The sequence below is a fragment of the Micromonospora sp. CNZ309 genome (genome assembly GCF_002846525.1).
In genome coordinates this window covers 5,470,724-5,493,376 of the sequence record NZ_PJNG01000001.1, presented here as the reverse complement: position 1 = coordinate 5,493,376, position 22,653 = coordinate 5,470,724, and the positions used below count along the sequence as shown (strand labels likewise).

At 73.0% G+C, this 22,653-nt stretch carries 23 protein-coding genes and 1 pseudogene; 15 read left to right on the top strand and 9 right to left on the bottom strand.

The genetic code is table 11. From position 1 onward, the window contains the following. Nucleotides 1–215: 215 nt before the first annotated feature. Nucleotides 216–656: pseudogene (locus CLT72_RS23350) on the top strand (transposase family protein); the annotation flags it as partial. A gap of 314 nt (nucleotides 657–970) precedes the next feature. Continuing rightward, nucleotides 971–1,333, top strand: coding sequence for a peptidase inhibitor family I36 protein (locus CLT72_RS23345; RefSeq protein ID WP_101413605.1), 363 nt, complete (start codon nucleotides 971–973; stop codon nucleotides 1,331–1,333). A gap of 92 nt (nucleotides 1,334–1,425) precedes the next feature. On the opposite strand, the gene CLT72_RS23340 is transcribed toward CLT72_RS23345, so the two are convergent. From CLT72_RS23340 to purS, 4 genes are all read right to left on the bottom strand, one after another. Beyond that, nucleotides 1,426–2,232, bottom strand: a complete 807-nt coding sequence (locus tag CLT72_RS23340; protein ID WP_101413604.1) for a 2-phosphosulfolactate phosphatase — start codon at nucleotides 2,230–2,232, stop codon at nucleotides 1,426–1,428. Between the two features lie 4 nt (nucleotides 2,233–2,236). Further along, nucleotides 2,237–4,966 carry a phosphoribosylformylglycinamidine synthase subunit PurL gene (gene purL / locus CLT72_RS23335; RefSeq protein ID WP_101413603.1) on the bottom strand — a complete coding sequence of 910 codons (2,730 nt, stop codon included), beginning with the start codon at nucleotides 4,964–4,966 and terminating at the stop codon, nucleotides 2,237–2,239. Between the two features lie 67 nt (nucleotides 4,967–5,033). Then, on the bottom strand, nucleotides 5,034–5,717 hold the full coding sequence (gene purQ / locus CLT72_RS23330) for a phosphoribosylformylglycinamidine synthase subunit PurQ (RefSeq protein WP_101413602.1): 684 nt from the start codon (nucleotides 5,715–5,717) through the stop codon (nucleotides 5,034–5,036). Then, nucleotides 5,714–5,977 (bottom strand): phosphoribosylformylglycinamidine synthase subunit PurS, encoded by a 264-nt coding sequence (purS, locus tag CLT72_RS23325; protein ID WP_089002625.1) that lies wholly within the window; start codon nucleotides 5,975–5,977, stop codon nucleotides 5,714–5,716. The genes purQ and purS overlap by 4 nt, the downstream gene beginning before the upstream one ends. A gap of 405 nt (nucleotides 5,978–6,382) precedes the next feature. On the opposite strand from purS, the gene CLT72_RS23320 reads away from it, so the two are divergent. Together CLT72_RS23320 and CLT72_RS23315 are read left to right on the top strand one after the other, a co-directional pair. Beyond that, nucleotides 6,383–7,066: a S1 family peptidase gene (locus CLT72_RS23320; protein ID WP_101413601.1), complete on the top strand. Its 684-nt coding sequence runs from the start codon at nucleotides 6,383–6,385 to the stop codon at nucleotides 7,064–7,066. A gap of 24 nt (nucleotides 7,067–7,090) precedes the next feature. Then, nucleotides 7,091–7,654, top strand: coding sequence for a YbjQ family protein (locus tag CLT72_RS23315; RefSeq protein ID WP_101413600.1), 564 nt, complete (start codon nucleotides 7,091–7,093; stop codon nucleotides 7,652–7,654). A 140-nt stretch (nucleotides 7,655–7,794) separates the two neighbouring features. On the opposite strand, the gene purB is transcribed toward CLT72_RS23315, so the two are convergent. Then, a complete protein-coding gene (purB, locus tag CLT72_RS23310; protein ID WP_101413599.1) occupies nucleotides 7,795–9,216 on the bottom strand; it encodes an adenylosuccinate lyase in 1,422 nt (473 codons plus the stop codon). A 116-nt stretch (nucleotides 9,217–9,332) separates the two neighbouring features. On the opposite strand from purB, the gene CLT72_RS23305 reads away from it, so the two are divergent. Both CLT72_RS23305 and CLT72_RS23300 read left to right on the top strand, forming a co-directional pair. Beyond that, nucleotides 9,333–9,542, top strand: a complete 210-nt coding sequence (locus CLT72_RS23305; protein ID WP_101415339.1) for a type II toxin-antitoxin system VapB family antitoxin — start codon at nucleotides 9,333–9,335, stop codon at nucleotides 9,540–9,542. Then, nucleotides 9,539–9,964: a PIN domain nuclease gene (locus CLT72_RS23300; protein ID WP_101413598.1), complete on the top strand. Its 426-nt coding sequence runs from the start codon at nucleotides 9,539–9,541 to the stop codon at nucleotides 9,962–9,964. Before CLT72_RS23305 ends, CLT72_RS23300 begins: the two co-directional genes overlap by 4 nt. Before the next feature lie 71 nt (nucleotides 9,965–10,035). Here the strand turns inward: CLT72_RS23300 and CLT72_RS23295 are convergent, their stop codons facing one another. From CLT72_RS23295 to CLT72_RS23285, 3 genes are all read right to left on the bottom strand, one after another. Then, nucleotides 10,036–10,812 (bottom strand): hypothetical protein, encoded by a 777-nt coding sequence (locus tag CLT72_RS23295; protein WP_101413597.1) that lies wholly within the window; start codon nucleotides 10,810–10,812, stop codon nucleotides 10,036–10,038. Then, on the bottom strand, nucleotides 10,809–11,324 hold the full coding sequence (locus tag CLT72_RS23290; RefSeq protein ID WP_101413596.1) for a SigE family RNA polymerase sigma factor: 516 nt from the start codon (nucleotides 11,322–11,324) through the stop codon (nucleotides 10,809–10,811). The genes CLT72_RS23295 and CLT72_RS23290 overlap by 4 nt, the downstream gene beginning before the upstream one ends. A 69-nt stretch (nucleotides 11,325–11,393) precedes the next feature. After that, entirely contained in the window at nucleotides 11,394–12,686 is a 1,293-nt protein-coding gene (locus CLT72_RS23285; protein ID WP_101413595.1) for an acetyl-CoA C-acetyltransferase, read from the bottom strand. A gap of 55 nt (nucleotides 12,687–12,741) precedes the next feature. Between CLT72_RS23285 and CLT72_RS23280 the strand changes: the two genes are divergently transcribed. The 7 genes from CLT72_RS23280 to CLT72_RS23250 all read left to right on the top strand — a co-directional run bounded on the left by CLT72_RS23280 (nucleotide 12,742) and on the right by CLT72_RS23250 (nucleotide 20,093). Further along, entirely contained in the window at nucleotides 12,742–14,097 is a 1,356-nt protein-coding gene (locus CLT72_RS23280) for a 3-oxoacyl-ACP reductase (protein WP_101413594.1), read from the top strand. Nucleotides 14,098–14,342: 245 nt separating this feature from the next. Continuing rightward, nucleotides 14,343–15,167: a MaoC/PaaZ C-terminal domain-containing protein gene (locus tag CLT72_RS23275; protein ID WP_396801586.1), complete on the top strand. Its 825-nt coding sequence runs from the start codon at nucleotides 14,343–14,345 to the stop codon at nucleotides 15,165–15,167. Nucleotides 15,168–15,322: 155 nt separating this feature from the next. Next, nucleotides 15,323–16,078 carry an NUDIX hydrolase gene (locus CLT72_RS23270; protein WP_101413593.1) on the top strand — a complete coding sequence of 252 codons (756 nt, stop codon included), beginning with the start codon at nucleotides 15,323–15,325 and terminating at the stop codon, nucleotides 16,076–16,078. Beyond that, complete coding sequence (locus CLT72_RS23265; protein ID WP_101413592.1) at nucleotides 16,075–17,049, top strand: protein kinase family protein; 975 nt, start codon at nucleotides 16,075–16,077, stop codon at nucleotides 17,047–17,049. Before CLT72_RS23270 ends, CLT72_RS23265 begins: the two co-directional genes overlap by 4 nt. Nucleotides 17,050–17,058: 9 nt before the next feature. Further along, nucleotides 17,059–18,018 carry a hypothetical protein gene (locus tag CLT72_RS23260; RefSeq protein ID WP_101413591.1) on the top strand — a complete coding sequence of 320 codons (960 nt, stop codon included), beginning with the start codon at nucleotides 17,059–17,061 and terminating at the stop codon, nucleotides 18,016–18,018. Nucleotides 18,019–18,100: 82 nt separating this feature from the next. Then, nucleotides 18,101–19,447, top strand: coding sequence for a P-loop NTPase family protein (locus CLT72_RS23255; RefSeq protein ID WP_486484313.1), 1,347 nt, complete (start codon nucleotides 18,101–18,103; stop codon nucleotides 19,445–19,447). A gap of 49 nt (nucleotides 19,448–19,496) precedes the next feature. Then, nucleotides 19,497–20,093, top strand: a complete 597-nt coding sequence (locus tag CLT72_RS23250; RefSeq protein WP_101413590.1) for a DedA family protein — start codon at nucleotides 19,497–19,499, stop codon at nucleotides 20,091–20,093. 151 nt (nucleotides 20,094–20,244) lie between these two features. Here the strand turns inward: CLT72_RS23250 and CLT72_RS23245 are convergent, their stop codons facing one another. Next, nucleotides 20,245–20,889, bottom strand: coding sequence for a TetR/AcrR family transcriptional regulator (locus CLT72_RS23245; protein WP_101413589.1), 645 nt, complete (start codon nucleotides 20,887–20,889; stop codon nucleotides 20,245–20,247). Nucleotides 20,890–20,956: 67 nt separating this feature from the next. Here CLT72_RS23245 and CLT72_RS23240 point away from each other — a divergent pair, with 67 nt between their 5' ends. After that, on the top strand, nucleotides 20,957–21,409 hold the full coding sequence (locus tag CLT72_RS23240; protein ID WP_089002639.1) for an SCP2 sterol-binding domain-containing protein: 453 nt from the start codon (nucleotides 20,957–20,959) through the stop codon (nucleotides 21,407–21,409). Between the two features lies 1 nt (nucleotide 21,410). Next, a complete protein-coding gene (locus CLT72_RS23235; RefSeq protein ID WP_089002640.1) occupies nucleotides 21,411–22,625 on the top strand; it encodes an acyl-CoA dehydrogenase family protein in 1,215 nt (404 codons plus the stop codon). The last annotated feature ends 28 nt before the right edge of the window (nucleotides 22,626–22,653 follow it).

The window sequence follows — 22,653 nt, the reverse complement described above, 5'->3', positions numbered from 1 at the left end:
GTGCTCTGACCATAAACGTTGGCCGGGTTGGTTATGCGGCTCGACTGGCGGGTTGGCCCCAGCGGCGGTGTCGTTCGCTGCGGACGGGGCGCGGTGGCGGCGTTGGGCGGCCAGGACGTCGGGGTGGCGGGCGTTGCGTTGCGGCAACGTAGGTAGGCGTGCAGGCCGCGGGCCAGGATGGTGTGGTTGGGTGGTCCGAGCCGGCGATGACAAAGGTCGCCACCTACCGGCGCACGAACCTGACGACGCGCCAGATCGGCCCGCTCTTTGGGGTGTCGCACTCCGCAGCGCACCGAGGCATCGACACCCTCGCGCCGCTACTGGCCCTGGCGCCAGTGCGTAAGCGGCCGGTCGAGCAGATCGCCATCGTCGACGGGACTCTGGCACCTACCCGCGATCACCGCCTGGCCGCCCGCAGCAAAAAACTACCGATACTCCACGAACCTGCAGGTCGCCATCGACGCCAGCACCCGCCTGGTCATCGCCGTCGGCGACCCGCAGCCCGGCAACCACAACGACACGATCGTCTACCGCACCTCGGGCATCGCCGAGAAGCTGCACGGGCGGTCGGTGATGGCCAGCGGCGGCTACGCGGCAACCCTCAGGTGATCATGCCGTACCGCAAGCCCGCCGACGGCAGCCCGCTGCCGACCTGGTAGGAAGCCCTCAACGTCGAACACCGCACCGTTCGGGCAGGGGTCGAACGCACTGGCCAGGATGTCATCCTCACCGGCTGACCGCCGACCCCGTCCCAGCAACGCCTTCTGACGGTTACGAGACGTTCCTTAGTCGCTGGTGAAGTCGAAAGGACGCTGATACTAACCCTCTTGCCGCAGCCCCAACCTCGGGCCGCCTCTACCCGCTCCAACCATGCATCCGAAGCGGGATAGTTCACATTCACTTCGGGCATTGCGAGGAACGACATCCATGGTTACAGTAATGGCATCACCCGCTCACTGGAGGTTGATGCATGCTCCTCAGATTCGCGCGAAACCTACTCGCCACCTCAGCCATACTTGTGGCTAGTTCCGCAGTGGTCGCTACACCCGCCTCCGCAGGCCTCGAGGAATGCAATATCGACCATATCAGCAGAGTCTGCATGTGGACTGGTAGCAACTACACTGGAATTTTCCGCTCCTCCAAGCCCTCTCCGTACCCGGGCACCCAGTGCACCAGCGACGCCGATCGGTCTTATCGCTCGGCCGAAAATCTATCGACATACATCATTGTGTTCTACAGCGGAAGTAATTGCACCGGATCTTCTACCGGACTAAGTCCAACCCAGGAGAAGAACCTCGGTTTCGCAGCTTGGAGCTGGCGCGCCCACGCTTAGTTCAGACCGCCAGCAAAACGTTTGTTAAAAAGACGTGACTTAAGTTATCTTGCCCAGCCGCGAGGGCGGCTGGGCAAGATAACTTAAGGGCTTCACTCGCTATTGAGGGGTGGCGGGGAGGCGGATTCCCATTGGGGGCTATATAACGCGGCGGAGAAGACGCCCTGCCGCAGCACCGGGACCACGTCCGAGACGCCGACCCGGACGGCGACCTCCACGTCCCCGGCGAAGCCGCCCTCGATGAGTTCGCGGCCGGACACGCTGCCACAGACCGCGGCGGGCACGTCGGGGGTGCTGGCCAGCGCGGCGAGCGCCATCGCCGCCTCCACGGAGAGACCGCCGGGCACACCCGACAGGGCGTCCAGCACGCAGGCCGCCCCCAGCTGGTCCTCCACGCAGGGCCGCAGCGAGCCGTCCGGCCAGCGCTCACCCGAGGCGATCACGCCGATCGGCGCGTCCGTCGCGCCGTACCCCTGCTGGTCCAGCCAACGGCCGACGGCGCGCGCGTTGCGCAGGCAGGCCGCGACCACCGGCAGCCCGGTCGCGCTGGCCGCCGCGCTGATCGCCGAGCCGTTCGGCGACGGCAGCACCAGGTCGGCGACGACCGGCGCGGTGGTCAGCGCCGCCGGGGAGAGCGACCACGGATGCTCCGGGGTCGTCTGCCGGCGGCCCACCGCCGCGACCGCGCCGACCCGCCGGGCATAGTCGGCCGCCTGCTCGCCCCACGGGAACGGGTGCACCCGCATGCCGCGCCCGACCGCGACGTCCACGGCGGTGGTGAACGACAGCACGTCCACCACCACCAGCACCGCGCACACCCGGCCCAGCTCGGCCGCCCCCGTCAACCCCCAGTCGAAGCGGGCGCCGGAACCGGGTTGGACGTGGACGGCCGCAGCCACCGCCTCAGCGCTGACCGGGCTCGGTGTCGCCGGGCCCGGGAGCCGACGCCCCGCCGGCCTCGGCCGGCTGGTCGGCGGCCTCGGCCGCCGGCTGCTCCGGGTTGGGCGCGACGCCCTCCGCCGGGGCCACCGGCTCGACGGCACCGGTCGGCGGGACCGGCCCGAAGGACGCGATCGGCTCGCTCACGACGGCCGACGGGTCCACCGGCTCCATCCCGGCCGATTCGGCGACGGGCAGCGGCACGGCCTCGACGGCACCCGCCACACCGGTGGCCGGCGCGGGCACCTCGACGACCCCGGCGCCCCCGAAGAGGCGCGGCAGCGTCTCGCTGTGCGCCGCCCGCAGCTCGTCCAGGCCGATCCGGAACTGGCCGTGCACCTCGAGCGCCCCGCCGGTCGGGTCGGTGACGCCGATCAGCTCGAACGGCACGCCGCGCTCGGCGCAGAGGGCGGTGAACGCCTTCTCGTGCCCGCGCGGCACCGACACCAGGACCCGGCCGGCGGACTCGCTGAACAGGTAGACGAACGGCATCGAGCCGCCGTCGAACCGCTCCGGCACCGCGATCCGGGCGCCGACGCCGCGCCGCAGGCAGGACTCCACCAGGCTCTGCGCGAGGCCGCCGTCGGAGAGGTCGTGCGCCGAGCTGAGGTGCCCGACCCGCGCGGCCTCCGCCAGCAGTTCGGCAAGGAGCCGCTCGCGGGCCAGGTCGACCTGCGGGGGTACGCCGCCGAGGTGCTCGTGGGTGACCCAGGCCCACTCCGAGCCGGAGAGCTCCACGTGCGTCTCGCCGAGCAGGAAGAGCTGGTCGTGGTCGCCGCCCGGGCGGGCCACGAAGCCCATCGGCACGCGGTTGGCCACGTCGTCGAGCACGCCGAGCACACCGACCACCGGGGTCGGGTGGATCGGCGCCGCGCCCGTCTGGTTGTAGAAGCTGACGTTGCCGCCGGTGACCGGGATGCCCAGCTCGGCGCAGCCGTCCGCCAGGCCACGGACGGCCTCGGCGAACTGCCACATCACGCCCGGGTCCTCCGGCGAGCCGAAGTTGAGGCAGTTGGTGACGGCGATCGGCTTCGCGCCGGTGACGGCCACGTTCCGGTACGCCTCCGCCAGCGCGAGCTTCGTGCCGTGGTAGGGGTCGAGCCGCGCGTAACGGCCGTTGCCGTCCACCGACAGCGCCACGCCGAGGCCGGTCCGCTCGTCGATCCGGATCACGCCGGAGTCCTCCGGCTGGGCGAGCACGGTGTTGCCCAGCACGTAGCGGTCGTACTGCTCGGTGACCCAGGTCTTGTCGGCCAGGTTGGGCGACGCGATCATCCGCAGCACGGTCTCGCGCAGCGCCTCCGGGTCGGCCGGCCGGGGCAACGTCTCGGCGCGGTCGGCCTGGAGCAGGATCAGGTCGGCCGGCTCGCGCATCGGGCGGGCGTAGACCGGGCCGTCGTCGACCAGCGAGCCCGGCGGCACGTCCACCACGAGCTGGTCGCGCCAGGTGATCAGCAGCCGGCCCGGCTGGCCGTCCGGCGCCGGCGGGGTGACCTCGCCGATCGCCGTGGCCCAGACGCCCCACTTCTCGGCGGTCTTGAGCACCGCGTCGAGCTTCTCCGGCTCGACGACCAGCAGCATCCGCTCCTGCGACTCGCTGGCCAGGATCTCGTGCGGCTCCATCGAGGGCTCGCGCAGCGGCACGCGCTCCAGCCACACCCGCATGCCGGTGCCGGCCGCCGCGGCGGTCTCGGTCAGGGCGCAGGTCAGGCCGGCGCCGCCGAGGTCCTGGATGCCGACGACCAGCCGGGCGTCGTAGAGCTCCAGGCAGGCCTCGATGAGGAGCTTCTCCATGAACGGGTCGCCGACCTGCACGGACGGGCGGCGCTGCTCGCTGCCCTCGTCGAAGGTGGCGCTGGCCAGCACCGACACGCCGCCGATGCCGTCCCGGCCCGTCCGCGCGCCCATCAGCACCACGACGTTGCCCGGACCGGCGGCGGCCTTGTTCTGGAGCCGGTCGACCGGCAGCACGCCGAGGCAGAGCGCGTTGACCAGCGGGTTGCCCTGGTAGCAGGGGTCGAAGACGACCTCGCCGCCGATGTTCGGCAGGCCCAGGCAGTTGCCGTAGCCGCCCACGCCGGCGACGACGCCGGGCAGCACCCGGGCGGTGTCGGGGTGGTCGGCGGCGCCGAAGCGCAGCGGGTCCATCACCGCGACCGGCCGGGCGCCCATGGCGAGGATGTCCCGCACGATGCCGCCGACGCCGGTGGCCGCGCCCTGGTAGGGCTCGACGAAGCTCGGGTGGTTGTGCGACTCGACCTTGAAGGTCACCGCCAGTTCGTCGGAGACCTGCACCACGCCGGCGTTCTCGCCGATGCCGGCGAGCAGCCGGTCGCTGGGCGGGGCCTTCTCGCCGAACTGGCGCAGGTGCACCTTGCTCGACTTGTAGGAGCAGTGCTCGCTCCACATGATCGAGTACATCGCCAGCTCGGCCTGGGTGGGCCGCCGGTCGAGGATCTGCCGGATCCGCTCGTACTCGTCGTCGCGGAGCCCCAGCTCGGCGTACGGCTGGAGCTCACCGGGGGTGTCCCCGGCGCGTGGCACGGTGTCCAGGCCGTCGGCCCAGTCGGCGGTCGCCGGCCCGGGACGCCCGGCCGGCGGCACGACGGCGGCCGGACGCGGCTCCACCGGCTGCGCCGGCGCGGCCGGGAAGGCCTCCGGGTTATCCCGTACCTCGTCCGGATGGGTGGTCATGACGTCTCCTCGCTGCGCTCGCGTCCGCCCGACGGGCGGGTGAGCCGACCGATGATGCCGCGCACGGTCACGCCGGCGCCCCCACCAGGTGCTTGAGCACCGACGTGAAGAAGCCGAGACCGTCCAGGGAGGGGCCCGTGAGCGCCTCCACCGCGTGCTCGGGATGCGGCATGATGCCGACCACGTTGCCGGCGGGGTTCGTGATCGCGGCGATGTCGCGCTGCGACCCGTTGGGGTTGCCGCCGACGTAGCGGGCGACGACCCGGCCCTCGGCTTCGAGCTGGTCCAGCGTCGCGGTGTCGGCGACGTAGCAGCCCTCGCCGTTCTTGACCGGGATCAGCACCTCCTGGCCGGGCTGGAACGCGTTGGTCCACGCGGTGCCGGTCGACTCGACGCGCAGGACCTGGTCGCGGTTGCGGAAGTGCAGGTGCTGGTTGCGGGTGAGCGCCCCGGGCAGCAGGTGCGCCTCGCAGAGGATCTGGAAGCCGTTGCAGATGCCGAGCACGGGCAGGCCGCCCCGGGCCGCGTCCACGATCGTCTGCATGACCGGCGCGAACCGGGCGATGGCGCCGCAGCGCAGGTAGTCGCCGTAGGAGAAGCCACCGGGCAGGACGACGGCGTCGACCCCGTGCAGCTGCGGGTCACCGTGCCAGAGGCGGACCGGCTCGGCGCCCGCGATCCGGACGGCCCGGGCGGCGTCCCCATCGTCGAGCGAGCCGGGGAAGGTGACCACACCGACCCGGGCGGTCACGAGCGGGCGTCCACGGTCTCGTCGGCCTCGACCACGCGGACCGTGAAGTCCTCGATGACGGGGTTGGCGAGCAACTTGTCGGCGATCTCCCGGGCGCGGTCCAGGTCCGGTTCACCGGTGAATTCGATCTCGATCCGCCTGCCGATCCGAACCGAGGCGACGTCGCTGACGCCGAGCCGGGGCAGCGCGTTTGCGACGGCCTGGCCCTGGGGATCGAGGATCTCGGGCTTGAGCATGACGTCGACGACGACGCGAGGCACTGGGCACTCCTGACTGTGTACGCAGTTGGGTGCCGACCCACAACGGGCGAGCGCAGCCAGCCTACCTGGCAGATACCGCCCCGGACGCACCGGCCGGACGCGGTTCAGACAGTGATCGACATTCCCGGCGTGGGGCCGGGAGACCGATACGGGTTCGTTGCGATCCCGATGCGTATCCGTTGCCGACCAGCCCGTTTCGCCCCGCTCCGTCGCAACGTCGGGCCGCCACCCGATCGCCCGACCCGCCATATCACCTCATCCATCATTTCCGATGGATATCTTGTGAACGACATCTCAGGGGCCCTACCGTACATCGTCGTACATCGATCGGACGTCGGGCCACCCCCGCCCGCCGGCCGTCAGCTCGACCCGGTGAACCCGGGCCCCGTCCCCGAAGGAGCCCCCATGCGCATCCGATCCATGATCGCGGTGCTGGCCACCGCAGCGGCCGGCCTGCTCGGCGCCAGCTCCGGCGCCCTCGCCGCCCCGGCCGGCCCGCAGCCGATCATCGGCGGTGGCACCGTCTCGTCGGCCCCGTGGGCCGCCGCCGTGTTCAGCAACGGCTCGTTCACCTGCTCCGGCACGATCATCGCGCCGCAGTGGGTGCTCACCGCCCGGCACTGCGTGAGCGGCACGATGTCCGTCCGGGTCGGCAGCGTCTACCGCTCCTCCGGCGGCCAGACCCGCACCGTCAGCGCCAGCTACAGCCGCTACGACCTGGCCCTGCTGCGCCTGTCCAGCTCGGTGAGCACCTCGTACGTCACGCTGGCCACCAGCAACCCGCCGATCAACTCCACCAACTCGATCTACGGCTGGGGCATGACCTGCTACAGCGGCTGCTCGGCCTCCACCCAGCTCAAGACCGCGTCGGTCCGGGTGACCAGCAACAGCGCCACCGACGCGTACGGCGGGCAGGCGATCCGGAGCACCCGGATCAACGGCAACGCGTGGCGGGGCGACTCGGGCGGCCCGCAGTTCTACAACGGCCGGCAGGTCGGCGTCGCCTCCACCGCCGACGGGCAGAGCATCCAGAACTACGGCAGCGTCGCGTACAACCGGGCCTGGATCTCCCAGACGGCCGGTGTCTGACGGTTAGCGCCACGCTAGGCGCGGATGGCCGGCAGCGCGCCGGCCGTCCGCGCCGCGCCGTTTTGCAGCATCCGATCAGGTGAACAAGGCCGACGATCGGGCGCCCGCCGCCCTGACAGCATCGGAAGCGTGCTGGTCGTGACGACGGAGCAACTGCCCGGGTACGAGATCCGCCAGATCCTCGGCGAAGTGGTGTCGTCGATGGCCAGGACGCGGAACCCGTACCGCGAGGGGGTCAAGAACCTGCGCGGTGGCGCGTACGACCCGATGGCCCCGGACAACCTCACCAGGTGGCGTACGGACTCGGTGGCCCGCCTCGGCGAGGAGGCCCGCCGCCTCGGCGCGAACGCCGTGGTGGGGATGCGGTTCGACAGCCGCGACTGCGGCGAGATGTGGATGGAGATCTGCGCGTACGGCACGGCGGTGGTGGTGGCGCCCAAGATGCCCGACGTCATGCCGCCCGACCAGCCGCTGGTCGCCGCGGAGACCGCGCACGACCCGGCCTTCGCCGAGTCCCCGGGCGGCATCGCCGAACCGGCGAGCGCCCCCACCCTCCGCACCGCGGCCGAAACCCCCACCCGCGACTGACCCACCCACCCCACCACCCCACCCACCCCGCCCCACCCCGACCGCGCCCGTCCCGACCTGGTTGATCATGAGGTTGGCGGCGGCCCTTGAGATCGACTTCGCCGTCAACCTCATGATCAACGGGGGTGTTGGGGGTGGGGTCAGAGGATGGGGGGTGGGGTGTAGGTGGCGGCGGCGGGGTGGGCGTCCGTCACGGCGGCGACGCGGCGGGCTACCGCCTCGACCTGGGCCGGGGCGGCGCCGACGAAGGCGGAACGGTCGGCGACCAGCGCGTCGATCTCGGCGCGCGTCAGGCCCAGGCGGCCGTCCGCCGCCAGGCGGTCGAAGAGGTCGTTCTCGGCGGCGCCCTTCTCGCGCATCGCCAGCGCCACCGCGACCGCGTGCTCCTTGATCACCTCGTGGGCGACCTCGCGCCCGACGCCGCGCCGGACCGCCGCCACCAGGATCTTCGTGGTGGCCAGGAACGGCAGGAAGCGCTCCAGCTCGCGGTTGACCACCGCCGGGTACGCGCCGAACTCGTCCAGCACGGTGAGGAAGGTCTGGAACAGCCCGTCGGCGGCGAAGAACGCGTCCGGCAGGGCGACCCGGCGGACCACCGAGCAGGAGACGTCACCCTCGTTCCACTGGTCGCCGGCCAGCTCGCCGACCATCGACAGGTAACCCCGGATGATCACCGCGAAGCCGTTGACGCGCTCGCTGGAGCGGGTGTTCATCTTGTGCGGCATCGCGCTGGAGCCGACCTGGCCCGGCTTGAAGCCCTCGGTGGCCAGCTCCTGGCCGACCATCAGCCGGATCGTGGTCGCCAGCGACGACGGGGCGGCGGCGATCTGGGCCAGCGCGGCGAGCACCGCGAGGTCGATCGAGCGCGGGTAGACCTGCCCGACGCTGTCGAGGACCCGGCTGAATCCCAGGTGCCCGGCCACCCGGCGCTCCAGCTCCGCCACCCGCTCGGCGTCGCCGTCGAAGAGGTCGAGCTGGTCGGCGGCGGTGCCCACCGGGCCCTTGATGCCGCGCAGCGGGTACCAGTTGATCAGGTCGTCCAGCCGCTCGTACGCGATGAGCAGCTCCTCGGCGGCCGACGCGAAGCGCTTGCCCAGCGTGGTGGCCTGCGCCGCGACGTTGTGCGAACGGCCGGTCAGGACGAGGTCGGAGTGCTCGACGGCGAGGCGGGCGAGCCGGGCGAGGGTGGCCACCACACGGTCGCGGATCAGCTCCAGCGAGCGGCGCACCTGGAGCTGCTCGACGTTCTCGGTGAGGTCCCGGGAGGTCATCCCCTTGTGCACGTGCTCGTGCCCGGCGAGCGCGCTGAACTCCTCGATCCGGGCCTTCACGTCGTGCCGGGTGACCCGCTCCCGCTCGGCGATCGAGGCCAGGTCGACCTGGTCGAGCACTCCCTCGTACGCCTCGACGACACCGTCGGGCACGGGGACGCCGAGGTCCCGCTGTGCCCGGAGCACGGCGAGCCAGAGCCGCCGCTCCATCCGGATCTTCTCCTCGGGCGACCAGAGGGCGACCAGCTCGGGCGAGGCGTACCGGTTGGCGAGCACGTTCGGGATCGTCACGTACCTCAGTCTTTCACGTCGTACGGGACGGCCCGACGAGACGTCCGGCAGCTCGGACACCACACCCGACCGGCCGAGGATATACTCGAACGCCGGTACGTATATAGGGGGTGTGCGTGACCAAGATCCTGGTGGACGTCGACGACGAGGCGCTGGCCGACGCGGCTGCGGCCTTCGGCACCAAGACCAAGAAGGACACGGTGAACGTCGCGCTGCGGGAAGGGGCTGCCCGCCTGCGTCGCGCCCGCGCCCTCGCCGAACTCAGCGGACGGGCCCAGGCCGGCGACTTCGACGAACTGCTCGACAAGGACACGTACCGGTCGTGAGACTCGCGGACTACCTGGTGGACACCAGCGCGTTGGTCCGCCTCCTGCGCGACCCCGGCACCCGGGCCCGGTGGGAACAACCGCTCACGGCCGGTCTGCTCGCGGTCTGTCCGCTGATCGAGCTGGAGTTCCTGTACTCGGCCCGCTCATTGGCCGACCGCAGGTGGCTCGGGGAACGGCTTCGGACGGTGTTCAGCTGGGTGGGCATGCCGGACCGGATCTACGAGCGGGCCGCCGAGATCCAGGACCAACTCACCGCCCGGGGCACCCACCGCTCGGCCGGTGCCGTCGACCTGCTGATCGCGGCGACGGCCGAAGACCAGGGACTGTCCCTGCTGCACTACGACCGCGACTTCGACCAGATCTCCGAGGTCACCGGCCAGCCCGTGCGCTGGCTCGCCCCGGCAGGCACGATCAAGTAGGTCCCGGGGCCGACTCATGCCCCGGAACGCAGAAACCGTCGGAAGACGTCGCACGTCCCGCGCGGCCCGGGTCACCAGGCGGGGCGGGCGGCCGGATCGAGGGCGAGCTCCCGGAGCTGCTCCGGGGTGAGCACGAACCGCCCGTCGTCGCTGCGCAGCGAGATCCTGATCCAGGTGCCGTCGGGGTACAGGACGTCGACCCGCCGGAAGTGGGTCACGGCCCCGCCCCCATAGGCTTCCCAGACGCGCGCGGTCTCCCGGACGCGCGCGCCGTCCGGCCCTGTCGACAGACCGCACGAGTCGACGATCTGCTTCCCGCAGTCCATGACGTCGCGGTTCAGGCCCGGCTGCGGCTCGGCCAGGGCCAGGACGGACAAGTCGTTGCCGAACGCGCCGGCGGGGTCGACCGGATAGGCGCGCACCGAGAAACCGAAGTGGCGGAAGTCCTCGGACGCGCCCCCGACCGGCGCGTCGCCGGCCGGACCGGTCGGAACGACGCCACGATCCACTGCGGTCGGTGACATCCAACGGACTCCGGGCGCCCGCGCCACGAGGGCCGCCGCCACCCCGTCCCGGTAACGTCCGGCCGCCTCCGTGGGCAGGTCCTGGTTGCTCTTGCGGTGCGGGGGGCGCGAGGCGGTTGCCGGGGCCGCCGGCTGCATGTCGGGACGGTCGACCACCAGGCCCGCGCCGAGCACCAGCGCGAGCACCCCGCCGGCCGCCGAGGCGTACGCCCCGAGCCGGCGCGTGCGGACGAGCCGGCGCTGCCGCAGGATCACCCGGTCCAGGTCGATCGAGGAAGGCGGCGCGTCGCCGATCGCCGCGTCGAAGATCTCCCGGTACGTCACGCGAACCTCCCCGCCCTCAGGGCCGGCTGGTCCACGGCCAGCAGGCGTAGCGACTCCAACGCTCTGGCGGCCTGGCTCTTCACCGTGCCGGTGGTGATGCCGAGGATCTGCGCGGTCTCCTCCACCGAGAGGTCGCAGTAGAAGCGCAGCACCACCACCGCGCGCCGCCGCTCGGGCAGCTTGCCGAGCAGTTCGAGCAGCAGCTCCCGGTCGGCCAGGTCGGGCTCGGAGTCCGGCGCGGCATCGTCGGGAACCTCGTCGGTGCTGTGTTCGCGTCGCCACGGCCGCCGCCGCTCGTCCAGCCAGACGCGCGTGAGCACCCGCCGCACGTACGCGTCGACGTTCTCCGCCGCGCGGACCCGCGGCCAGGCCCGGTAGAGCTTGCCGAGGGTGATGGAGACCAGGTCGTCGGCGGTGTGCCAGTCCCGGCAGAGCAGGTACGCCGTGCGGCGCAGGTGATCCAGCCGGGCCTCGACGAACTGCCGGTACTCGTCCTCGTCCGCCCGCTTCATCCGTCCCGCCTCCGCCGCCTCATGTCCAAGGGACGGAGCGCGGGGCCGGGCAGGTTGCCCGCGCCGGGGTCAGCGCTCCAGGATCGCGGTCACGCCCTGGCCGCCGGCGGCGCAGATGGAGATCAGGCCACGGCCGCCGCCCTTTTCCGCCAGCAGCTTCGCCAGGGTCGCCACGATCCGCCCGCCGGTGGCCGCGAACGGGTGCCCGGCGGCCAGCGACGAGCCGTTGACGTTCAGCTTCTCCCGGTCGATCGCGCCGAGGGGGGCGTCCAGCCCCAGCCGGTCCTTGCAGAACTCCGGGGACTCCCAGGCGGCCAGGGTGGCCAGCACCTGCGAGGCGAACGCCTCGTGGATCTCGTAGTAGTCGAAGTCCTGGAGCGTCAGCCCGGCCCGCTCCAGCAGCCGGGGCACCGCGTAGGCGGGCGCCATCAGCAGCCCCTCGTCGCCGTGCACGAAGTCGACGGCGGCGGCCTGCGACCAGGAGAAGAACGCCAGCACGGGCAGGTTGTGCGCGCGGGCCCACTCCTCGCTGGCCAGCAGCACCGTCGAGGCGCCGTCGGTCAGCGGCGACGAGTTGCCGGCCGTCATGGTCGCCGCGTCGGCGTCGGGTCCCTTCGCGCCGAAGACCGGCTTCAGCGCGCCGAGCCGCTCCAGGCTGGTGTCGGGACGCAGGTTCGCATCCCTGGTCAGCCCGAGGTAGGGGGTGACCAGGTCGTCGAAGAACCCCCGGTCGTACGCGGCGGCGAGCCGCTGGTGCGAGCGCAGCGCCAGCTCGTCCTGGGCCTGCCGGTCGATCTGCCAGCGCAGCGCCGTGCGGGCGGCGTGCTCCCCCATCGACAGCCCGGTACGCGGCTCCGCGTTGCGCGGGATCTCCGGCTTGAACGGCTGGGTGGGGCGCAGCTTCGCGGCGATCTTCAGCCGCTCGCCGAGGGTGCGGGCGCTGTTGAGCCGGAGCAGCGTGCGGCGCATCTCCTCGTTGACCGCGAGCGGCGCGTCGGAGGTGGTGTCCACGCCACCGGCGATGCCGACCTCGATCTGCCCGAGGGCGATCTTGTTGGCGACCAGGATGGCCGCCTCCAGCCCGGTGCCGCAGGCCTGCTGGATGTCGTACGCGGGGGTGTGCGGGTCGAGCTTCGAGCCGAGCACGACCTCGCGGGTCAGGTTGAAGTCCTTGGCGTGCTTGAGCACCGCGCCGGCCACCACCTCGCCGACCCGCTGGCCGGCCAGGCCGAACCGCGCGACGAGCCCGTCCAGCGCGGCGCCCAGCATGTCGGCGTTCGACGCGCTGGCGTACCGCGAGTTGGACCGCGCGAAGGGGATGCGGTTGCCGCCGATGACCGCGACCCGCCGGATGCTCTGCACGATCCCGCCTCCTCGAAAGACTTGCCCTTACCTTACTCGCCAGTAGGCTACGCCTATGACCGACAGGTACGCGAGCTTCGTCCGATCGGGGGCCGGCCGCACGCTGGTCAAGCGCCTCGGGCTGCCCGACCCGCCGCGACTGCGCCGACACACCCCCGGCGACCCCATCGTGCCCGGCCCCGTCCTGCTGGGCGCCGCGACCGGCGGCCGGCTCGCCGGGCAGGCCGGCAAGCTCCTGACCGCCGCCGGGGTCGAGCTGCGCGATCCGGGCGCCGCGGAGTCCACCGAGCGCTTCGCCGCCCTGGTGTACGACGCCACCGGCGTCACCGACTCCGCCGAGCTGCGCCAGCTGTACGACTTCTTCCACCCGCGCGCCCGCTCGGTGCTGCCCAGCGGCCGGGTCGTCGTGCTCGGCACCCCGCCCGGCGAGTGCGGCTCGCCCCGGGAGGCGACCGCCCAGCGGGCCCTGGAGGGGCTGACCCGCAGCATCGGCAAGGAGTTCGGCCGGGGCGTCACCGCCCAGCTCGTCCACGTGACGAAGGACCCGGACGCCGGCACCTGGACCAGCGTGGAGGCGACCCTGCGGTTCCTGCTCTCCGGCCGGTCCGCGTACGTCTCGGGGCAGGTGGTCCGGGTCGGTGCCGGCACGGCCGTCGCCCCAACCAACTGGGACCGCCCGCTGGACGGGCAGGTCGTGCTGGTCACCGGGGCGGCCCGGGGCATCGGCGCGGCGCTGGCCCGGGTGCTGGCCCGCGACGGGGCCCGGGTGGTGGCGCTGGACATCCCGGCGGCGGGGGACGAGCTGGCGGCGGTCGCCAACGAGATCGGCGGCACGGCCGTCCAGCTGGACCTGACCGCCCCCGACGCTCCGGCGCGGCTCGCCGCGCACCTCGCCGACCGGCACGGCCGGGTCGACGTGGTGGTACACAACGCCGGGATCACCCGCGACAAGACCCTCGGCCGGATGGACGCCGACCGGTGGGACTCGGTCATCGACGTCAACCTCTCCAGCCAGGAACGGATCAACGACGTGCTGCTGGAGCGGGAACTGATCCCGGCGGGCGGCCGGATCGTCTCGGTCTCCTCGATCGCCGGCATCGCCGGCAACCGGGGCCAGACCAACTACGCCACCAGCAAGGCGGGCGTGGTCGGGCTGGTCGAGTCGCTCGCCCCGGCGCTGCGCGGGCGGCAGATCAGCGTCAACGCGGTCGCCCCCGGGTTCATCGAGACGCGGCTGACGGCGCGCATCCCGCTGGTGCTGCGCGAGGCGGGCCGGCGGATGAACAGCATGTCCCAGGGCGGGCTGCCGGTGGACGTCGCCGAGACCATCGGCTGGCTGGCCTGGCCGGCCTCCGGCGCGGTCAGCGGCAACGTCGTCCGGGTCTGCGGCCAGAGTCTGCTGGGGGCGTGATGGCGAGGAGAGGACAGCCGGCGCAGGACCCGGACGACCTGTCGGTGCACGAGCTGATCGACGGCCCGACCGAGATCCTGTCGCAGGACACCCTGGACGCGATCCGCGGGCCGGAAGCGTCCGGCCACGACCTGAGCCTCGAGCAGACGCACGACCTCTCCGCCTCCGCCGCCGAGGCGACGCAGGACCTCTCGGGTCGGGGCCCGGCCGGGACGGTTGCCCGGGAGCGCGTCGAGCTGCCCCGGATGCCGGCGGCCGGGGCGCTCTACCGGCGGGCGCTGCTCGGCGCGCTGCCCGGCTTCGGCGGTGGGCGGCGCTCGGCGGGCGTCCCGGCTGTCGAGCTGGCCGTCGGCGGGATCGCCGTCGACCGGACGCACCTCGCCGACTACGACCGGGTCTGCGGGTTCCGGCTCACCGACCGGCTGCCCGCCACGTTCCCGCACGTCATGGGCTTTCCGCTGGCGCTGCGGCTGATGACCGCGCCCGAGTTCCCCATCCCGCTGACCGGCGTGGTGCACGTCGGCAACCGGATCACCGTGCACCGCCCGGTCACCGCCGACGAGACCCTCGACTTCCGCGCGTACGCCGAGAACCTGCGCCCGCACGACCGGGGGCGGCAGGTCGACGTGGTGCTCGTCGGCTCGGTCGGCGGGGAGGAGGTCTGGCGGGGCGTCTCGACGTACCTCGGCAGGGAGGGCAAGCGGGGCGGCGGTGGACGGCGCGACCAGGCCGGGCGGCCCGCGACGCCGGCCGGTTCGGCCCGCTGGCGGGTCGAACCCCGCGTCGGTACGGACTACGCGCGGGTCTCCGGCGACCACAACCCGATCCACACCTCGCGCCTCGGCGCCCGGCTGTTCGGTTTCCCCCGGCCGATCGCGCACGGGATGTGGAGCAAGGCCCGCTGCCTGGCTGCGCTGGAGAACCGGCTGCCGGACGCCTACACGGTCGAGGTGGCCTTCAAGCTGCCGGTGCCGCTGCCGAGCACGGTGAGCTTCGGGCTGCTGCCGGAGGGCGGGTTCGCCCTGCACGACTCGCGCGGCCGGCCACACCTGGCGGGCATCGTGCGCTGAGCCGCCCCCGGCTGACGCTGAGCCGCCCCCCGCCGAGACCGACGCACCCCTGACGAAGCTGACGCGCCCCTGCCGGATCCGCTCCCGGGCTTGGCAGGGGCGTTTCCGTACGCTAGGTTGTTCTCATATCGAGATGTTCTCAGGATGAGAGAGACATGGTTGACGAGCAGGACTTCCTGGCCGCGTACGACCCCCGGGCCTATCCGTCGGTCGCCGTGACCGTCGACGTGGTGGCGCTGACCATCCGGGACGGCGCGCTGCACCTGCTGCTGATCCGGCGCGGCCAGCCCCCCTTCGAGGGCCACTGGGCGCTGCCCGGCGGATTCGTCCGCCCCGACGAGGACCTCGCGGCCGGCGCCCGGCGGGAGCTGGCCGAGGAGACCGGGCTCGGCGGCGAGGAGCTGCGCCGCGTACACCTGGAGCAGTTGGGCAGCTACGGCACCCCCGACCGCGACCCGCGGATGCGCGTCGTCTCCGTCGCCCACCTCGCGTTCGCCCCCGACCTGCCCGACCCGGCTGCCGGCACCGACGCCGACGAGGCGACCTGGCTGCCGGTGACCGCCCTGACCAGCCGGCAGCTCGCCTTCGACCACGGCCGGATCATCGACGACGCGCTGGAGCGGGCCCGGTCCAAGCTGGAATACACCCCGCTCGCCACGCGCTTCCTCGCCGGCGAGTTCACGATCAGCGAGCTGCGCGCCGTCTACGAGACGGTCTGGGGCCACCCGCTGCACGCCGGCAACTTCCACCGCAAGGTGCTCTCGGTGCCGGGCTTCGTGGAGAGCACCGGCACCAGCACCGAGCGCGGCGGCGCCCGGGGCGGCCCCCGCGCCAAGCTCTACCGGGCCGGCGACGCCCGGCTGCTGCACCCGGCGCTGCTGCGCCCCGCCCGGGAGGAGACGGTCCGATGAGGACCGCCGAAGCCATCCGCCTGGTCGCGGCGGCCCGCACCGACGCCGACCTGTTCGGCACGGACCAGCCGGCCCGGCGCTACCGCGAGCTGGTCGCGGCCCTGCACCCCGACCGCCTGCCCGCCGACCCGGCCGTACGCGCCGAGGCCACCGACGCGTTCATCCGGGTCACCACCCGCTGGAAGGCCCGGCCGGTCACCATCCTCGGCGACTACCGCCTCGGCGCGCCGGCCCACTCGGGCGACCTGGCCGACCTCTACGACGTCGGCGCCGACCGGCTGCTCAAGCTGCCCCGGCGCCCCACCGACAACGACCTGATGGCCCGCGAGGCGCACGCCCTGCGCACCATCGCCGAGCGCGGCGACCCGCGCTACCTGCCGTACGTGCCCCGGCTGGTGGACTCGTTCCGGCACCGCGAGGCCCCCACCGGCGCCGAACGGCGGATCAACGTGCTCGCCACCGCGCCCGGCCTGCACGACCTCGACGAGGTGCGGCGCGCGTACCCGGACGGGGTCGACGCCCGCGACGTGGCCTGGATGTGGCGCCGGCTGCTCGTGGCGCTCGGCCTGGCCCACCGGGCGGGCATCGTGCACGGCGCGGTCCTGCCGCCGCACGTGCTGATCGAGCCGGACGGGCACGGCGTGGTGCTGGTCGACTGGTGCTTCTCCGCGCCCGTCGGCAGCACCGTCCCCGCGCTGGTGCCCGGCTACGACGCGCGGTGGTACCCCGACGAGATCCCCCGAAAGCGACCCTGCGGGCCGGGCACCGACATCGCGATGGCGAGCCTCTGCATGAGCTGGCTGATGGGGCCGCGCGCGCCCCGCGAGCTGGACGCCTTCGCGCGGGGCTGCCGCCAGCGGGCCCTGGACGCCCGGCCCGACGACGCGTGGCGGCTGCTGCGCGAACTGGACGAGGTGCTGGACCGGCTCTACGGGCCACGCACCTTCCGACCCTTCACCCTCAACCCCTAAGGAGCTGTCATGGGCAGTGGAATGTGGTCCACCGACGTGTACGACGCCGCCGACCGCTACCGCCGGAAGACCGGCAGGAGTGCGTTCTCCTACAGCGACAGCGGGGCGCGCAAGGTGCACCCCGCCCTCGACCCGCGCGACGCGACGCGCGAGAGCCGCGACTCCGACGAGCACCCCCGGTCGACGCCCATCGCGGTGCTCTTCGACGTCACCGGCTCGATGCGCAACGTGCCGCGCGTCCTGCAGACCAAGCTGCCGCAGCTGCTCGGGCTGCTGCAACGGCAGGGCTACGCCAGCGACCCGCAGATCATGTTCGGCGCGATCGGCGACGCCACCTGCGACCGGGTGCCGTTGCAGGTCGGCCAGTTCGAGTCGGACAACCGGATGGACGACGACCTGGGCCGGATCGTGCTGGAGGGCGGCGGCGGCGGGCAGATGACCGAGTCGTACGAGCTGGCCATGTACTTCATGGCCCGGCACACCGTGACCGACTCCTGGGAGAAGCGCGGCCGGCGCGGCTACCTGTTCATCATCGGCGACGAGCTGGCGTACCCGCAGGTGAAGTCCCGGGAGGTGGCCCGTGTCATCGGCGGCGACCTGCGCGAGGACGTGCCGCTGCGGCAGATCGTCGACGAGGTGACCCGCCGCTGGGACACCTACTACCTGCTCCCCGCCGGCAGCCACTACTCCGGCAACGCCAAGGTGCTCGACTCGTGGCGGGACCTGCTCGGGCAGAACGCCGTCGTGCTGGACGACCTCGACGCGGTCTGCGAGACGATCGCGCTCACGGTCGGGCTCGGCGAGCAGGCCATCGACCTGGACGAGGGCCTGCGCGACCTCGACCGGGCCGGCTCCGGTGCCACCGGCACCGTCTCGAAGGCGCTGGCCCGCCTGCGCGGCGGACGGCGTGCCGAGGTGTCGACGCTGCCCGCGTTCCGCGACACCGGCGGCGAGGTGACCCGGCTGTGAACCACGTGACGGCGGTCGGCGGCGGCTCCGGCCGCTGCTGCGGCAGCGGGCAGGGCTCCGGCGGCGGCTGCGGGGAGGTCCGGTGAGCAGGCACGTCGCGGTGGTGGACCTCGGCTACGGCGACGCGGGCAAGGGCACGGTCGTGGACTGGCTCTGCGCCACCCGGCCCGTGCACACGGTGATCCGCTTCAACGGGGGCGCGCAGGCGGCGCACAACGTCGTGCTGCGCGACGGGCGGCACCACACGTTCGCGCAGTTCGGGGCCGGCACGTTCCATCCCGGCGTCCGTACGCACCTGTCGCGGCACGTGGTGGTGGACCCGCTGGCGCTGGCCGCCGAGGCCGACCACCTCGCATCGGTCGGGGTGCCCGACGCGCTCGACCGGTTGACCGTCGACGGGGAGGCGCTGCTCGCCACCCCGTACCACCGGGCCGCCAACCGGGCCCGGGAGATCGCCCGGGGAGCCGACCGGCACGGCTCCTGCGGGCTCGGGGTGGGCGAGGCCGTCGCGTACGGTCTCGCCCACCCCGACGAGGCGCCCCGGGTGGCCGACTGCGCCGACCCGGGGCGGCTGCGCCGCCGGCTGACCGCCCTGCGGGACCGGCTGACCGCCGAGCTCGGCCCGCTGGACGCACCACCCGTCGCCGACTGCCTGCCCGCGTTCACCGGCTTCGCCGCGCGGGTCGCGATCGTCGACCGGAGCTGGCTGGCCGGGGCACTGCGCGCCGGCACCTGCGTCTTCGAGGGCGCGCAGGGGGTGCTGCTCGACGAGTGGCACGGCTTCCACCCGTACACGACGTGGAGCACCACCACCTTCGCCAACGTCGACGGCCTGCTCGCCGAGGCGGGCCAGGCCGGTACGGCCACCCGGATCGGGGTGCTGCGCGTGGTCACCACCCGGCACGGCCCCGGCCCGCTGGTGACGGAGGACCCGACCCTGCCGCTGACCGACCCGCACAACCCGACCAACCCGTGGCAGGGGCGGTTCCGGTTCGGCCACTTCGACGCGGTCGCCCACCGGTACGCCCTCGCCGCCGCCGGCGGGGTCGACGGCCTGGCGCTCACCCACGTCGACCTCGCCGGCCCCGGGCTGCGGATCTGCCGCCGCTACGACACCACCGACCGGCTCGCCCCGGGACCGCCCGGCGACCTGGACCGGCAGGCCGCGCTCACCGCCCGCCTGCTGCGCTCCCGCCCCGTGTACGACGACGCCCCGCCGCCCGACTGGACGGCGGCGGTGCGGGAGGAGCTGGGCGCGCCCGTGGTGCTGACCTCGCGGGGCCCGACGGCCGACGACAAGACCCCGCACGGCCCGCTCCTCGCCCCGTCGGGGACCGCCCCTCCCCGCCGCAGGGACGGCGGCGTGACGCCGGAGCCCGCCGGAGCGACGGGCGTGACGCCGAGGCCCGCCGGGGCCCGTTGCGGGTGATCCGGCGACTCGGCCACCGGTCGGGTCGCGCCCGGCCAGCATGGGAGGCATGGAGTCCGCGATCGACCTGCTCCGGCAGCTGATCACCTCACCGTGGGTGTACCTGCTGATCTTCGGGCTCACCGCAGTCGACGCGTTCTTCCCCGCCGTACCCGGCGAGGCAGCCGTGATCACCGCCGCCGTCTTCGCCACCGGCGGCAACCCCGAGCTGGCGGCGGTGATCGTCGCCGCCGCGCTGGGCGCCTGCGCCGGCGACCACCTCTCGTACGCCATCGGGCGCGGCGGCGGCGCGAAGCGGCTCGCCCGCTTCCCGGCGGACAGCCGGCGCCGGGCCAGCTCCGAGTGGGCCCGGCGGGCGCTGTGCCGGCGCGGCGGGCTGATCCTGACCACCGCCCGGTACCTGCCCGGCGGCCGGACGGCGGTCACCCTCACCATGGGCGCGATCCGCTACCCGCTGCGGTCGTTCCTGCTCTTCGACGCGGTCGCGGCGGTGAGTTGGGCGCTCTACAGCGCCCTGCTCGGCTACTTCGGCGGGCTGGCCTTCGAACGCGACCCGGTCAGGGGTGTCCTCGCCGGCGTGGGCCTGTCGCTGGCGGTCACCCTCGCGCTGGAGTCGCTGCGCTGGCTACGCCGCCGCCACCGGTAGACACGTCAGTCCTCCCCAGCAACGACGGCGACTACGGCGACGAGTGGAACGCCATGGGTGTCACCGCGGCCCGCAGACACCCGTGGTGTTCCACTCGTGCGGCTGAAGCTCGTGCGGCTGAAGGGTGGCGGGAAGGCAGGGTGGGGGCGGGTCAGGACGGGGTGGCCCGTGGGTGCCAGGTGGCGCCACGGAGGAGTTGGCCGGCGCCCAGCCAGGCGACGTTCATCATCCGGGTGGCGGTCTTCTCCGGGTCGGCCTCCGGGTGGTCGGCGAGCCAGTCCGCCAGCGACTCGGTCGCCCCCACGAGGGCGTACGCGACGACCTCCAGGTCGGTCTCGCCCACCTCGCGGCCCTCGGCGCGCAGCGCGTGATCGAGCATCCCGGCGACCACATCGACCAGCCGGGCCCGCATGCCGGCCAGTTCGCCGGCGAAGGGCTGCTCGCCCCGGGCCTGCCGGTAGAGCACCGCCCACCCGTCGCGGTGCGCCCCGACGAAGCCGAAGAACGCGCGCAGCCCCCGCCAGAGTCGCTCGTCGGCCGGCAGTTCGGGGGCGGCCGCCCCGGCGATGGCCTGCATCATCCGGGTGCCCTCCCGGTGCAGGCAGGCGACGAAGAGTTCTTCCTTCGTGCCGAGGTACGCGTAGACCATGGGCTTGGAGATGCCGGCGTCCTCGGCGATCTCGTCCATGCTGGCCGCGTGGAAACCCCTGCGTGAGAACACTTTCACGGCCGCGTCGAGCATCTGCTGCTCGCGTACGGCGCGGGGTAGGCGCTTGAAGGTGGGTGGGGTGGACACCTTGCGAGCATACCTACTCGCCCGTAAGGTTACGCACGAGTAGCCAACACCCGGAAGGTGCAGCCCCATGACTGACTTCGACCCGGCCAACTTCGCGAACGTCGGCCCCAAGGAGTTCGCCCAGCTGGTCAAGTCCACCCCGGACGACAAGATCGCCGAGGTGATGTCCGGCGACCTGCGCGGCAAGATCCTCGGTGAGGTCTTCGGCCGGATGCCGCAGCTCTTCCGCGCCGACCGGGCCGGCTCGACCAACGCGGTCATCCACTGGAACATCACCGGCCGACCCGACGGTGGCACCGACACCTACGAGGTGGTCATCGCCGACGGCGCGTGCACCGTCAACGAGACCCCGCAGCACGACCCGAAGCTCAGCCTCACGATGGGCCCGGTCGAGTTCCTGAAGATCGTCTCCGGTGGCGCGAACCCCGTCATGATGTTCATGACCGGCAAGCTCAAGGCCAAGGGTGACCTGGGCCTGGCCGCCAACATCGCCAACCTGTTCGACATCCCCAAGGCCTGACATGGCCGAGTTCTCGCTCGACCTGAACGAGGAACAGCGGGATCTGCGCGACTGGGTGCACGGCTTCGCCGCCGAGGTCGTGCGCCCGGCCGCGGCCGAGTGGGACGCCCGGGAGGAGACCCCGTGGCCGATCATCCAGGAGGCGGCGAAGGTCGGCCTGTACGGCTTCGAGTTCCTCGCCACCTGCTGGGCCGACCCCACCGGCCTCTCCCTCCCGATCGCCAGCGAGGAACTCTTCTGGGGTGACGCCGGCATCGGGCTGGGCATCTTCGGCACCTCCCTCGCGGTGGCCGCCATCTACGGCGCCGGCACGCCCGACCAGATGGTCGAGTGGGTGCCGCAGTGCTTCGGCACCGTCGACGAGCCGGCCGTCGCCGCGTTCTGCACCACCGAGCCCGAGGCCGGCTCCGACGTCGGCGCGATGCGCACCCGGGCGGTCTACGACGAGGCCACCGACGAGTGGGTGCTGCGCGGGCAGAAGGCGTACGCCACCAACGGCGGGATCGCCGGGGTGCACGTGGTCACCGCCTCGGTCGACCCGGCGCTCGGCTCCCGCGGGCAGGCGGCGTTCGTCGTACCGCCGGGCACCGCCGGCCTCACCGCGACCCGCAAGCTGCGCAAGCTGGGCCTGCGCGCGTCGCACACCGCCGACGTCTTCCTCGACGACGTACGCGTACCGGGGCGCTGCCTGCTCGGCGGCCGGGACGCCCTGCTCGAACGCCTCGACCGGGCCCGCTCCGGCAAGCGCGCCTCGGGTCAGGCGGCGATGCGCACCTTCGAGCTGTCCCGGCCCACCGTCGGCGCGCAGGCGCTGGGCGTGGCGCGGGCCGCCTACGAGTACGCCCTGGACTACGCGAAGGAACGGGTGCAGTTCGGCCGCCCGATCATCGAGAACCAGGCGGTCGCGTTCGCGCTGGCCGACATGAAGATGGAGATCGACGCCGCCCGGCTGCTGGTGTGGCGGGCATCCTGGATGGGCCGCAACAACCGGCCCTTCACCGCCGGCGAGGGCTCGATGTCCAAGCTGAAGGCCGGCGAGGTGGCCGTCTCCGTCACCGACAAGGCCGTGCAGTTGCTCGGCGGGGCCGGCTTCCTGCGGGACCACCCGGTCGAGCGCTGGTACCGCGACGCCAAGATCTACACCATCTTCGAGGGCACCTCCGAGATCCAGCGGCTGGTCATCTCCCGGGCCATCTCGGGCGTCCAGATCCGCTGACCGGCCGCCGGCGCGCTGCCGTACCGGA

Coding starts and splice junctions, on each gene's coding strand:
- CLT72_RS23240 (WP_089002639.1), top strand. CDS start 20,957: ATGACTGACTTCGACCCGGCCAACTTCGCGAACGTCGGCCCCAAGGAG.
- CLT72_RS23290 (WP_101413596.1), bottom strand. CDS start 11,324: ATGAAGCGGGCGGACGAGGACGAGTACCGGCAGTTCGTCGAGGCCCGG.
- purL (WP_101413603.1), bottom strand. CDS start 4,966: ATGACCACCCATCCGGACGAGGTACGGGATAACCCGGAGGCCTTCCCG.
- CLT72_RS23345 (WP_101413605.1), top strand. CDS start 971: ATGCTCCTCAGATTCGCGCGAAACCTACTCGCCACCTCAGCCATACTT.
- CLT72_RS23265 (WP_101413592.1), top strand. CDS start 16,075: ATGAGGACCGCCGAAGCCATCCGCCTGGTCGCGGCGGCCCGCACCGAC.
- CLT72_RS23260 (WP_101413591.1), top strand. CDS start 17,059: ATGGGCAGTGGAATGTGGTCCACCGACGTGTACGACGCCGCCGACCGC.
- CLT72_RS23270 (WP_101413593.1), top strand. CDS start 15,323: ATGGTTGACGAGCAGGACTTCCTGGCCGCGTACGACCCCCGGGCCTAT.
- CLT72_RS23275 (WP_396801586.1), top strand. CDS start 14,343: ATGCCGGCGGCCGGGGCGCTCTACCGGCGGGCGCTGCTCGGCGCGCTG.
- CLT72_RS23315 (WP_101413600.1), top strand. CDS start 7,091: ATGGCCGGCAGCGCGCCGGCCGTCCGCGCCGCGCCGTTTTGCAGCATC.
- CLT72_RS23280 (WP_101413594.1), top strand. CDS start 12,742: ATGACCGACAGGTACGCGAGCTTCGTCCGATCGGGGGCCGGCCGCACG.
- CLT72_RS23250 (WP_101413590.1), top strand. CDS start 19,497: ATGGAGTCCGCGATCGACCTGCTCCGGCAGCTGATCACCTCACCGTGG.
- CLT72_RS23320 (WP_101413601.1), top strand. CDS start 6,383: ATGCGCATCCGATCCATGATCGCGGTGCTGGCCACCGCAGCGGCCGGC.
- CLT72_RS23235 (WP_089002640.1), top strand. CDS start 21,411: ATGGCCGAGTTCTCGCTCGACCTGAACGAGGAACAGCGGGATCTGCGC.